Source organism: Streptococcus mitis SK1080 (genome assembly GCF_000220085.1).
Taxonomy (GTDB): Bacteria; Bacillota; Bacilli; order Lactobacillales; family Streptococcaceae; genus Streptococcus; species Streptococcus mitis_K.
This window is the reverse complement of record NZ_AFQV01000023.1, coordinates 1-14,038: the sequence shown is the minus strand read 5'-3', so window position 1 is coordinate 14,038 and position 14,038 is coordinate 1. Positions and strand designations below refer to the sequence as shown.

At 36.0% G+C, this 14,038-nt stretch carries 10 protein-coding genes; all 10 read right to left on the bottom strand.

All coding sequences use genetic code 11. The annotated features are described in order from the left end of the window. On the bottom strand, nt 1-1,338 hold the full coding sequence (gtfB, locus tag HMPREF9957_RS09355) for an accessory Sec system glycosylation chaperone GtfB (RefSeq protein ID WP_000571758.1): 1,338 nt from the start codon (nt 1,336-1,338) through the stop codon (nt 1-3). After that, on the bottom strand, nt 1,331-2,842 hold the full coding sequence (gtfA, locus tag HMPREF9957_RS09350) for an accessory Sec system glycosyltransferase GtfA (RefSeq protein ID WP_000158447.1): 1,512 nt from the start codon (nt 2,840-2,842) through the stop codon (nt 1,331-1,333). Before gtfA ends, gtfB begins: the two co-directional genes overlap by 8 nt. An 11-nt stretch (nt 2,843-2,853) precedes the next feature. Then, entirely contained in the window at nt 2,854-5,226 is a 2,373-nt protein-coding gene (secA2, locus tag HMPREF9957_RS09345; protein ID WP_000594407.1) for an accessory Sec system translocase SecA2, read from the bottom strand. Next, nucleotides 5,219-5,659 carry an accessory Sec system protein Asp3 gene (asp3, locus tag HMPREF9957_RS09340; protein ID WP_000584517.1) on the bottom strand — a complete coding sequence of 147 codons (441 nt, stop codon included), beginning with the start codon at nt 5,657-5,659 and terminating at the stop codon, nt 5,219-5,221. The genes secA2 and asp3 overlap by 8 nt, the downstream gene beginning before the upstream one ends. Further along, nucleotides 5,656-7,188, bottom strand: a complete 1,533-nt coding sequence (gene asp2 / locus HMPREF9957_RS09335; protein WP_000042042.1) for an accessory Sec system protein Asp2 — start codon at nt 7,186-7,188, stop codon at nt 5,656-5,658. Before asp2 ends, asp3 begins: the two co-directional genes overlap by 4 nt. Next, on the bottom strand, nt 7,172-8,752 hold the full coding sequence (gene asp1 / locus HMPREF9957_RS09330) for an accessory Sec system protein Asp1 (protein ID WP_000291170.1): 1,581 nt from the start codon (nt 8,750-8,752) through the stop codon (nt 7,172-7,174). Before asp1 ends, asp2 begins: the two co-directional genes overlap by 17 nt. Before the next feature lie 9 nt (nt 8,753-8,761). Further along, complete coding sequence (gene secY2, locus HMPREF9957_RS09325) at nt 8,762-9,979, bottom strand: accessory Sec system protein translocase subunit SecY2 (protein WP_004242570.1); 1,218 nt, start codon at nt 9,977-9,979, stop codon at nt 8,762-8,764. Between the two features lie 611 nt (nt 9,980-10,590). Further along, nucleotides 10,591-12,363, bottom strand: coding sequence for a glycosyltransferase family 2 protein (locus tag HMPREF9957_RS09320; protein ID WP_001058400.1), 1,773 nt, complete (start codon nt 12,361-12,363; stop codon nt 10,591-10,593). A 72-nt stretch (nt 12,364-12,435) separates the two neighbouring features. Continuing rightward, nucleotides 12,436-13,635, bottom strand: a complete 1,200-nt coding sequence (locus HMPREF9957_RS09315) for a glycosyltransferase family 8 protein (protein WP_001036907.1) — start codon at nt 13,633-13,635, stop codon at nt 12,436-12,438. Nucleotides 13,636-13,688: 53 nt separating this feature from the next. Next, nucleotides 13,689-14,038: hypothetical protein (locus HMPREF9957_RS13340; protein WP_000293841.1), on the bottom strand; the 350-nt coding region annotated here is incomplete at its 5' end.

Here is a 14,038-nt window from a genome sequence, read left to right as displayed (position 1 = left end):
TTAGCCTCCTAAAACAGTTTGCATGGTTTCCTGATATCGTACCAAATCAACATAATTTGCATGTTGGCCTTGTTTGCCAAGTGCCTGATTCATTTGATCAACATCTGAAAGAGCCAATTTAATGGTCTCAACCAAAGCAGAAACTTCACTACTTTCAAATAGATGTTCTGGAGCGATATAAAGTCGATTGTGCACCGTCTGATTAAATCCAAGAATCAACACATTATGCTCAAAGGCCTGACGAACTGCCTGCAATAACTCATTGCTATAGTTGATATCCAAGTAAATATCCGACAGTTGATACAACTCCTGAATCTTCTGTGGACTAGCGTTCTGATAAAGGACCACATTAGGATAGCGAAGCATGTCTAAGAGCTTAGAAGACATCTCTGTCACCGCTGCGATACGGAAAGTGACATCAGGCAAGGCTTCTACGATTGCTTCTACTTGCTCAATCTGATCTGAATTAGTCAAGATTAAGGCATCTCGTCTTAGGAAGTTATCACGTTTGAACTGGTAATGATAACCCAAGTGCACAAACTGATCATGGTATCTCTCGTCAGTCAACTCTAAAGCGCGCTCATAAGTCGCCTTATTGGGAATGATGATTTTCTTAGTACGCACATTATCACTTTCCAAAATCAACTGCATATTGCCTGGAATGGCATCATAGAGAGGTTCCTGCCAAACCAAAACATCTGAGCCAGATTTATCTGGATGATGGAAGGAAACTAAGAAAGGAGTCGCTAGAGTATTAAAGATAAGCTGACTTGTATCTATTTCCAAACCTTGCAAAAAGAAGGTGATAAATTCAACCTTATTTGCAAAGTAACGCATGGACTGACCAGGCAAAGTCAATAAGATATCTCCCGTCACATGGTTTTCAAGCAAAACTTGTTGATCATTGACATCTTGATAAACTGTCATAATCGGCTCACTATCTGCGCTATAGGTCGTTGTAGCAAAGCAAGCACCAAAGCGATTGTAATGGTCAATCTGGCGTACTCTTCCTTCCAAGTCTTTCCAATCTACCTGTTTAACCAATCGAGCCTGCATTCCATCTGCAAAGTGAATTACAGCCCTCTCCTGTAGTAAATCATTAATAGTGGCCGAACTATTATTCCCCATAATTTCCCAAAAATCTGGAACGGGAACTTGATTAAAATAGAGAGGTTTTCCATCCTCGTAACCTAGATAATAGGTAAAAGGAGAAACCAGACCATCAGGCAGAAAACCATCTGCATCGATGACTACTCCAAGTTGGGAAAGACCAGTAGCTACTAGACTTTCATGTAAATCTCGACTTTCCTGACTATAACGATCATAAAGTTCAATCATGGAGCACCTCCTCTACTGTTTTCTTCCACTTTTCTAACATTTCTTTGGTTAAGAAGCCTTCCGCAATTTGATAAGAATGGGCACGCATAGCTTCCAAGCAATTTTCTTGATACAATTGACAAATCTTAGCCACAAAGGCTTGCTTGATTTGGTCTTCTACATGGTCATATGAACTTGGAATCAAATAACCATTTTGCCCATCTTCTATAAATGTCTGATTACCATAAGGAACATCAAAACCGATTAGGGGGAGACCTGAACCAACTGCTTCCATCAAAGTCAAACCAAAGCCTTCGCTGGTAGAAGCCGTCAAGTAGACCTCATACTGGCTATAAATCTGCGCAAGATCCGCATGCCCCTTGAGTTGGATATAGTCCCCAGCCTGATGAGTTGCAATAATGTCTCGAAGAAGAGAATCTTCTCCACCACTACCATAAATATCAAAGGTTAATTCAGGAATTTCCTTACGAGCCTCAATGACCGCCTTGACCAACCAATCAATGTGTTTTTCTTTGGCAAGACGTGAAGCCGTAATCAATGAAAAGGGTTTACGTCCTTGACTTGACTCAGTTAATGCATCAATACTTCCTACAGGAATGGTAACAATCTTTGGTTGGTGCTGGGTGTATTTGGCAAATTGCTCTTCTAACACTTCCTTCTGTCTATCAGTTGATACGATAAAGAAATCAACCTTATCTGCATTGGTAAACTGGTAGTCATAATAGTTATTCCAAAGTATGTAATCCTCATTTGTAACATTTTCACTATAATGCTCCGCATGGACAACTACTGCTAAATGCGCTAGCTGTGCTTCCTCAAAAACAACCTGTCCAATACCTGTCTCCCTATCAAGAATGACCAAATCAGACTTGTTCAAATTCAAGGATTTCATAAAGGCACGCATAAAGGCTTGCTTTCCATAGAAAATCTTATCCTTGAAACGGTAAACTTCTTCCTTCCCTTGATTCATCAAGATATCATAGACTGGAGTCCCGTCTTCATTGTAAAAGGTTCGCTGATATAATACTGCAACATTGTCCTTGGGAGCAAAATATTCAGTGCAGTAACGAGTATAAGAAAAGTAATCCTTACGAATCAGTTTTCCTTGAAAGACATACTCGGCATGTTGAACCAAGTCCTTGTTCTCATCCACCAAATAACAGGTGACAAACTTATCTTGGTCAGAAAAGAAGACACGCAAGACCTTCCCATTCTTTTCTCTACGACTTTCGACACCACCAAAATAAGTCAAGACATCATCCACTGTCACACTTGTCGGTGCAATTTTGATATCTGTAAAATGATTATAAAGCCAAATCACTTGATCATCATCAAAACCAATATTGGCAGTTAAGTGCTGAATATTATCGGCTAAAATCATATCTGTAAAGATAAACTTAGAGGGTAGATTTAAACTACGAAAAATACCCGCGCGATAGGCTTGAGCGTATTCAACACCGCTACTAGCCCAGCCAATGCCTAAATTTATATTATAAATTGTCATATATTCTCCTCTTATGGGAAATGAGTCATAATCTCACCTTTAGAAGTAACTTCAACAAGTCCCATCAAAAGATTACGTATCATATCAGCCCGAATCTGTTCTTTCATGGTTTCAAAACCATCATAAGCCTCCTGATAATACTCTACTATAGGATTTTTCTGAGCAGCCGGCTGATTCCCTATCGCCATAGTCAATTGTTGTAAGTAATCTACCTGCTCTACCCAGTTATCATCAATAGCCTTGAGCAAAGAAAGTCGTAAAAACTGTTCATACAAGTCATGTTGATCAAGTAATTCTTTCTTTTCTGAAAGTTCTTTATCAATCACCTGCTTCATAAAACTACGAACTGCAGTCTTGTCAGTCACATCTATATGATCTGGAATCTCTTTAACATGGAAACTAATATTGGTCACGATAAAGTGGAAGAGCAAGTCTCGGCTTTCATAATTTGAAGCGGTCACTTGATCTATATAACTAGCAATGATTCCCTCAACAACATCCTCTAAGTCACGGGAGCCATCTATTAGACGATCTCGCTCCTTATAGACCATATCCCGCTGGATATTCATACTCTCAGCATACTCCAGAGTCTGACGTCGTGCAGAACGTCCTGCACTATCACTGGCATGCTGTGCTTTTTCAACAAGCCTACGATATTTATGTCCCTTTAAAACCTCTGGTTTGGTCATATCTTTAACTTGATAATCCTGATAACGTTTATGAACCCAATTCGGCCCAAACTTCTTGATAACATCGTCCTCTAAAGATACAAAGAACTTACTCATACCAGGATCCCCTTGACGACCAGAACGTCCTCGAATCTGTAAGTCAATCCGTTGACTTTCCATCCGCTCTGTTCCGATTACAATCAATCCTCCAAGTTCTGCAACTCCCTTACCAAGTTTAATATCCGTACCACGTCCTGCCATAGAGGTAGCTACTGTCACAGCCCCCATCTGACCTGACTCGGAGATAATCTGAGCCTCACGCGCCGCATTATTAGCATTTAGAACATTATGGACAATCCCTTCACGTAATAAAAGAGATGAGTAAAGATGGGACATCTCCACAGAACCAACAAAAACCAATAAAGGATTTCCCTTAGCATGGTATTCTTTGATATACTCCAAAGAAGCATACACTTTTTCAGGTAACGTTACATACAAATTGTCTGGATAGTCAATCCGTTGTTTCGGACGATTGGTTGGAATACGAATAACTGCCATATTATAAGTTTCAAGAAACTCTTTTTCTGCAACCTTACCTGTCCCTGTCATCCCCGATATCTTATTAAACATCTTAAAGAGACTCTGATAGGTTATGGAAGCCATGGCCCTCGTTTCTGGAGATAATTTAACATGCTCCTTCGCCTCAATTGCCTGATGAAGCCCCCCTTGCAATTTGGTCATTTCCATAAGACGTCCTGTCCCCTTATCGACCAGTACCATTTCATCTCCTCGAATGATATAGTCCTTATCTCTTGTATAAAGTTTATGGGCTCTTATTGCATAGACTAAGTGCCGAGCAAATACCGCATGTTCTTCCTTATAAAAATGATCTATCCCTAAAAAACTTTCAGCAGCTTTAGCCCCCTTAGTGGTCAACCAAACTTCATCTTTCTCCTCTTTAAAAATGTAATCCTCACCTTCAACCAAGGTCGTTACCAGCGTATCAATAATACCGTAGTGATTAGATTGAACACGCGGAGCACCGGCAACAATCAAAGGAGTTTGAGCACTATCAAGTAAAATATCATCAATTTCATCAATGATTACATAATCAAAAGGACGTAAAAATTTAGATGACTCATCAGAAGCTAAATTATCATTCAGATAATCAAATCCCAATACACTATTGGTTGTGTATATAATATCTGATCCATAAATAAGTCTTTTTTCCTCAGGTGTGTATTCTTCATTAGGATCACCTGTAAAGGGAATTCCAACAGACAAACCTAAAAAACGGTAAACCTGGCCCATTTCCTCCGCATCACGCTTGGCAAGATATTCATTCGTTGTAATAACCATCGTTCCCTTGCCCGTCAGCGCATTGAGGTAAACGGGCATAGTAGCTGTCAAGGTTTTCCCCTCACCTGTATTCATCTCCGCTACATTACCTTGATGAATAACAATTCCTCCCATGACCTGTACATCATAGGGGAACATTCCTAACACTCTTTTATCTGCTTCGCGTACTACTGCAAATGCCTCAACCAAAAGATCATCCACCGTTTCTCCTTTAGCAAGACGTTGGCGAAACTCCACCGTTTTTGCCGCTAATTTTTGATCTGAGAGAGACTCCATTTCCCCTTTTAGGGCATTAATCTTTTTTAAGATCCTTTTGACTTTCCTCAACTGAAAATCTTGACTAAAATTTTTAATCACGATTCATCTCCTCGATATAAAAATCATAAAAGTCTAACGACTCAAAACCTGCACTCAAAAGAGACACTTCATAGGTGTAAGCTTCTTTGGGGTAAGTAAACATAAATTGTTTAACTTTTTCTACCTTTTCCTCAATTACAGTTTCATAGCGATCAAAAAATCTAATTTTTATGTATAAACCTTGTTCTGGTTGACAATCGAAATTCATACACATTTGATAATCCTGTCCTCGTTTTAACAAAGGCAGACTAACTTGAGTTCTAGCTCCTTGATAGTTCAAACTAGAAAACCATCTTTTCAAAATTTCTCCAGATGTCAACAAAGGATTATAGAGACTGATATGCTGGCTGCTATGATAAGTCACCCGAGTGCCATACATAAATGTTACCCCAACTTCTCCCCACTCTATTCCTTGTCTTTGTTTGATAATCATTCATCACCTCTCCCAAAATCTGCCTCTAACACCATATGATAAAAGTGCAAAAACCAAGCTACGTTGGTATCCGTATCATCATTATGTCGTCCCGCTGTTCCTTTAGAAAGTATTTTCGCTCCTGTATTACATAAGTGATCAACTAATTGTTCATAAGCATGACTATCCATATCCTCGTCCTTCATATACGATAGTCCAAAAATTGTATTTGAAAAGTCTGCTTTTTTAAAAACATTCCAAAAACGTTGATCTAATTCCAGCATATGTCTAGAGCTAACTCCCCCAGTTTGATGATGCAAAATATCAAAAGCTGTATTAAATACTCCTGGAGCTTCTAACCGTCCACGGCCAGCAATCGTTCCAATATTGGCAAGAGGTTTACCTACAATAATAGCATGAGGTTCAAAGAAAGCCCCATAATAAAGAGATGGAAATGTTCCCATAGAAAGACCTGACAAAATCAAATTCTTTTTATCAAATCCTAGATAATCTAGATAGTGAAGAATCGTTTCCTTTACCTTATTTTCTAGCTCCTCACTTCCCAAATAAAAGGCGCCACCTTCAAGACGTGGATCAGAAAACAAGATAAAGGGACATCCAAGATTTTTTATCATGTAGTATCCTTCAAAACCTTCCGCAGAACGATATCCTGCAAAGTACACATTCAAAGGAGGCTTAAAATCTCCAGGATGGAAGAAATAGTTAATTTCTTCACGCTTACTATCGTGTAAGATATTCCCCCCCAAGAAAAACTTTCCAAATTGCTTACGAGTCCAACGTCTGTGTAGACTTCCTAATTGAAGAATTCCCTGCCCACGTGCTAAAATTGAGATTGCTAAATAGCCCTTTGATTCACCTGGAATGACGAATGCCTTTTCCAAATCAAGCTCATTTAGGATTATCTCTTCTATAATTTTTGAAACTGAACCAGATTCTATTTTCTTTATACTAACTTGAAATTCTACCCCATCACTTTTTTCATACTCTAACCACAATTCAATAGGGCGTTCTTCTTCTAGGGTTACGTTATAGCTCCAAAAAGCTAACTGAGAAAATTCTTCTCCAAAATCTCCCTCTAATATTAAATGTTCAAAGCCTTGATAAGAAATCGAACCCTTAAAAGCAGGATTGACTTGCAACATAAACGGCTTCAACTTATCGCCATATCCGCCACCAAACAGCGAAGTCGACAAATCTTCCAGTAATGTTTGAGGCTCTGAAAAATCAACAGCCTGAGCACAAGATTTTTTCAAAAATGATAAGATGGTCAAGTCTGTAGTTTCAAAATTTTGGTTATAAAAAAGAGTATGAGGTTCTATGTTATTCATAAACGGAAGTAAATCTTTCAGATACTGACCGTCCTCTATTAAAACAACATGAAAACTAGCAATTCCATCCATTTCCATCATTTTTCTCAAAGCAAGAGAAGAATCAGGACAAAAATAATACCAGTCCATATTATCAGGAATTTCAAAACAATGTTTCCAGTTATCAATTCCAATTTGTAAGATTTTAAGATTCTTTGACATCTGTGATTTCTCCTATCCAATTTTGGAGTTTTTCTAAAAACATCTGTCCCGTATATTCCTTGATTTTTTCTACAGAGTAAATCAAGGCTTGATTCCACTCCTTAAGTGTATCCAAATAATAATGGATTGCCTTTTGAAGTTCTGATAAATCAGAAATAAGATATCCGTTCTTTAAATGATCCACATAAACTGTTTTCACTCGATTAATTTGAGGAATCCCTGCACTAATTCCAGCAATTTGAGTATAAAGATGAGGAAGTTTACTTAAGTCTACAATTAAACGTACAAACTCCAAGGTTTTAATTAAATCCAGTTCATCATTCATATTAACGACTTGATATCTCAGTTCCTCTACTTTATTATCCTCTAAAGGATTTTCTGAATCGCCATAACCCGCATCTTTTTCCAACGATTGACTATCGATTCTCTCTTGTATAATCTTCTGAATTAAATCTTCAAACTGCTCTAGTAATTCTTCATCCGTCGCAAAGGTACCAAATATCAATTCCACATCTTTTGTTTTCGAAACAAAATCTAATATTTGATATATCCCCTCTTCATCAATACCCTCTTTAAAATTCAATTGATAGTAAATAAAAGAGGTTTTTCTTGTCTGGCTACGCCCCAAACGTAGGCGAGTATCAAAAGGAGACAAATGTTTAAAATATTGTTCATTCTCTGGATATAATTCTTTCAAAATATGAAGACTATCTTCCCTATCTACCAAGGTAAAATCTACCTTATTGAATACTGGCAATAAAGTGGGAAATGTATCTTGAGGATTTCGATCAATAAAGAGACTCAAAATCTTATGACTTTCTTCCGGTAAAGTTCTCATCATTAAATCATTGTGAACTTGATGGGCTGGGATAATAAATAAATTATTCTTTTTATAAATTTTACTTAGTCGTTTTTCAAAAAATTCCTCTATTGCCTCGCCTATATTATGATAAGTCAATGATTTAAATCGATAACCAAATATTGGATTAATCTCAATACGTCCACCATCCTGCAAGTGCTCTCTAAACTGCCAAATTCCTTTAGTATTCAGATAATCTTGATAGTAAGCTACATCATCCTTAAAATAAATAACACTAGATACTAGCCCCCTATCATCCATAATAAACTGTTCAGAACGTTGACCTTCACTATTGAAGTATTGGATATGACTAATAAAACCTTCTACACCATGTTCTACCTGTGCATACGGTCTACCTTTTCTCTGCACCAATATAGCAAAAGGACTATAAATAAATTCACACTCACTATCCCATTCAATATCTTTAAGACTTAAAATCTGTGAGTGTTCCACAGAAAAATCTTGCATATCATCAAATACAGAATAAGCTTCTGTCTCCAAAACACTATGACGATGTAAAAAATATCGAAGATGAGGTTGGTAGGACAAAATTAACAGTTGAGAACGAAAGCCCTGATCCTGTAATAATCTGATTTGATTAAAGGTATCATCAAATTCAAGTTTAAAAAAAGTACGATACCAAGGAATTAAATCAAAATGCCATGGTCTATCAGTCCCATACCATGCTGGAATAAAATAATACATCGCAACCTCCTAGATAAGTGGTTTATAAGTTTCGTTCATTCTTAAAGCCTTTACTTCATCTTTTACATTAAAAATCATTCCATTCAGCATTAAAAACAAACCAGGAATCATGGCCACTCGTAACAGTTTTTCATCAGATAAAACAAGGAGCATTGGCAAGCCCGCCATAACCACATTAATGATTCCTCCTACAATAGAAAATCGGAAAACTAGACCGTTGATAAAACGACTGGTCTCCTCACCCGGATATACTCCATAGATATATTCACCTGACTTTTTCATTCGATCAGCAATCTGATCTCCACTTATATTTACAAATGCAAATGCAATACTAAAAATAAATAAAATGCCTATATATAAATAAATCCATAATGGCTCACCCATCTTATATTGACCAGATAATTCCATATAGATGGGATTTTCTGGAAATATAGCATGTAGAAGAAGCAATACATAAGTAGGTAAACTCATAAAAGTCATAACATACATATACGGCATTCCCCCGGCAGGATTTAGCATTATCTCAAAATAAGAATATCTCTTAAATCGGCTATGCAAACCAACTTTATGTATAGGTAAACGATAGCGCGCTCGATACAAAATGGAAACAATATAGGTGAAAAGGATTCCCATCAGAACTAATAATAGAATAGTGATATAAGATACATGTATAACTTTAAACGTTTCAATCATATCCTGTGGAATAGTCAATACCATACTAGATAGCAAAATAACCATAGGACCTCCCAAACCATTGCTGGCATTTATATCTGACAACCAAACTAAGAAGAAGGTTCCCGCAATCAGTAACAGAGTATTCATAAAGGTAATAACAATTGGAGAAAAGGATGCCTGAATGGGAAGGTTTAGGGAAATAGCCAACGACTGGATAATCGAAATAAATAAGGTTAGGTACATTTTCCTTCTATCTTGCACCTCTATTGAGAGAGATGAAATCCCTAAACGTTTAGACAAGGAGAACATTTGCCATAAAAGTGTCGCAGACATCCAAGGAGAAAGACCTACCGACAGCAAAGAAAGACTCCTAAGGTTTCCACCTGAAATAGCTGTAGAAAAAGCTAAATAGGCAGTTGAACCACCTAAAAAATCTCTGCTATTCACATTAACAAAAGGAAGAGATAATCTACTTCCCAAGACATAAATAAAAATCAAAAACAGGGTCACAAGACCTTTTTTCACTATTATAGACGAAAAAATATTTTTCATAACGAATCCTTACATAAAAATTAATATAGCATTTTTTATTCTTTCCACTACACAGTAGAAAAGGAATAGAAAATAACCCAGTAAATCATGTTAGAAACCTTAGTCATTTTCCGCTTTATTTTTGAGCGCTAGCTCTTATCATTTCAAAGTTAAAACTAAAATACTATTTTATTATCAAAGTCCCCTAGACAAACAATGTCAAAGTGTTTATCCAAGATAGCACTTTAACAGGAAATTTCTGTTAAAAATATACTTGGCTCGCACTTACTGAGGCAGAACTAAGTTAAATGTCAACACTATTTGTTGTCAAAATATAAATAGAAGTTAATTTTATAACTAAAAAATTTTAACTCTACATACAATTCCAGTCTTTCCATTATATCAAAAAAAGCAGAAAAAATACTGCTTTCAAGTGTCTATAAGATAGAGATATCTCCATTCATGCTCTAGATTCTTTATTCAATACCAATACTTCCACGCATGTTTTATATTTACAAAATATCACAGTTGCTCAAACGAGATGTCTTGATACTCTTAGATAATCCCTGCAGACTACATTAGTATCGTTTTATCCTAGTCAAGTGCTGTCATTTATAGGATAAGAGGGAGCTTTAATCGCTTAATAAATACAAAAGTTCTGCATAGCGTTTAAAGATATCCGTGTTTTGAAGTCCCGCTTCTTTTGCTTGATTGTAACGCGATTTTAAATTATCTACTATATTCTCTCTTTCATCTGCTACATTCCAACCTTTAATAGCATAAACAGCCATCCGTTCCATCAAACAATCCAAAACATCCTCTAATAACTTTTCAGTTATCCTACTGCTGATACTGTCTATTCCCACTCTATAATTATAGAGTGCCTTATGAATATAAGTCGAACGACAAGACTCTGCAAAAAAGCGATAATTCGTACGAGTATCTTCAATAATTTTCCCTTTAGGGAAGGAAATGTTATCAAATAATCTACGCGCAAACAAAATTCCCCAACTTGTTGTAAAAGACTTATCTCTACGTTCTAATAAGGGTAGTTGCTGGATGAGTTCCTCATCGCTATAGTGAGTCTCATAATAATCATCAAAGATGTGAATCCAGTAACAGTTCTCTTTCACATCAAACTTCTTATAATTCGATACAACTACTTCAGCATCATTAAGTAAGGCTGCTCGGTACATATCCTCGACATAAGTCGGCTCTATCCAATCATCTGAATCAACAAAGGAAAGAAACTCCCCTTGCGCCCTCGTAATACCAACATTTCGAGCATCCGACAAGCCACCATTTCCCTTTTCAATATAATGGAAGCGGCTATCCCTCGCAACAAATTCCTGACAGATAGCAGCAGATCCATCTGGTGAACCATCGTTAACCAATAGAACTTCTATATTTGAATAAGTCTGATTGGCAATACTATCCAAACACATCCGTAGATAAGTCTCAACATTGTAAATTGGAACGATTAAACTAATTAATGGCTGAGGATATGTAATCTTTTCTCGAACTTCTGATACAAATAATTCATATTCTCTAATCGCTTTCGATGTTGGAAACATATTTATTCCATCTACTACGAAATATTCCAGCATTTTAACATAGTGAAAAGTTGGAATCCCCAGTTCTTCAATTCGTTGGAACATTTTTTTATAGATTTCCAATCGTTGCAAGGCTTTAATTTCATCGTAATTAGCCGTTGAACTCATTCCATGCTTACGGTAAATATAGGTCATTTCCTTTACATAGAATACGCTTGATGCTCTTAGATAAAGACGGAAAAAGAAATCTAAATCCTCTGAAAATTGAATTCTTTCATCAAATAGAAGATCTATATTTCGGAAGTCAGTACAAAGCAACTCTCTTTTAAACAGTTTTTGAGAAACATTATAAAAATCATGAATTAGATACCCTAACTTGGGGAAAATTTCTAAAAACTCAAACCTAGGTTTTTTTCCAACATTCAGAAGAGTAGCTTCCGCTTGAGAAGAATGAACCAATATATAGTGTATCCCATCTGGTTCAAATAATTTAAAGGATGAAATAGAAATGTCAACATCATTCTCTTTCAGAGTAGTATAAAGAACTTCCAAATACTCAGGGGTAACCCAATCGTCCGAATCAATAAAAGTAATGTACGCCCCCCCCGAACGTTCGAGTCCTAGGTTACGGGCTGAAGATGCTCCGCCATTTTCCTTTTCAAAATAACGGAAACGACTATCATTCTCTACGTACTCCTGACAAATCATTCCAGATGAATCGGTCGAACCATCGTTTACAAGTAACACTTCAAAATTAGTATAAGTTTGATTGATAATACTATCTAAACACTGACGTAAATACTTCTCTGCACTATAAACTGGAATTATAATACTGATCAATTCATTATTCATCTTTCTTCTCCACTTCTTATCTCATATCCATAAACATCCAGCTATGCTTACTCCTTCATTTTCCAATACTTATCAACTAAATAAGCTTCTTATTTTTTCAACCATCTTTTCAGGTTCATCCTTTTTACAAATATAGCTTGCTTTTCCTGCAGTATGATCTGTACTATCAAATGTCAATATTGGTTTGCCAAGGCTGTTGACTTTTTCTATAATATGATCAACTTCTGCTTCATAATTAATATCCAAATAAAAATCAATTTCTTCCAATACTTTTATCAAATTCATTGGATTATAAACTGGAAAGATTCTTACATTTAAATATCTTTGCAAGTCTACAATTTCAGATGCAAATTCTGTTGGAGCTAAAATAGAAAAATGAATATACGGCAATTCTCTTATTAGATATTCTAACTGTTCCATACGACAAGTATTTGTAAAAATGGCTGTATGATATATAGGGGAATCAATAAGAGAATCCAAACCTTTTTCAAAATTCATCTTCCTCATGACAATATCAGACCATTCCAAACCATAATAAAACCACCATTCATTTCTAAAGCGGTTTAAATTGATACCATACCATGGTTTTTCGCCAGTATAATGAATAATTTCAGCTTCTTTCTCCGCAACTAGAGAATCCTGATACCATGAAACGATCTGATAGTTTCTTGCAACAGTATCCATACCTACCATGAAATTATATTTTTGAGGTAATTTTTTCCACCGTTTCTGAAATAAAATATTTAAAATCCCTTGATCTCCAAAACTACTCTCATGAAATTGATTTGTTAGTTCAAATAATTTTTCAGTGACCCCTTCTGTCCTCCAGACATCAACATCAATCAACATCACACCAGAATTAAAGGAATCACTTGTCAGATCATCTTCTACAGCAGCCATCGGAAAATCACCTAAATCTTCTGAAAATAAAGCATCCAAGCTTCCCCTCACTATAACATCTGAATCTAAATAGATAGCTCTATTCTCTTCAACAAATTGTGGAATAAAATAACGAAAAAAAGCTGCATAACTTAAATGAGAAAGAGGTAAATGATAGTTTTTCAGACTGTGACTGCTAATTTTCACATTCACAATTTCTGAAGATAAGGGTTCCAACCGCTTTGTCATTAATTGAAACCATTCTGAAGGCATGTCATCATTAAATACATAAAACTTCACACTTCGATTATGGGCACATACTGACTTGATTGTTGTTTCAATCTTATCACGATACCCACTATCTGCCCCCAGAACAATGACTTTTTTATTCATTTTAAACATTCCTTTCGTTTTATGAACTATAAAACTATTTATTCTAAAAAATATTATAAAAGATTTAAATATACTTTCTCTTGAATTAGTTTATGGATTTTTATTTTCATTTCTGTAGTATTTTCACATACAATCGCTTTGTCCCCTACATGGTTTGTATCTGAAAAAGCAAAAATTGTCACATTCTTCTTCAGTGCTTCTTGAGTTGCTTCTTCCCATGTTGCTCCCTCTGCTATATCCAAAACTGCTAATGCTTTCTCTAGGATATGCTTGTAGCTATTTTTTGTGTGTGCATTTGGATAATAGTAAAGATTTGGATATTCTATATACTGTTGTTGAATTGCTGGAAAACAAGGTTGAAAAATATGAAATTGGCAATCGGGAAATTCTTCTAATAAATTTG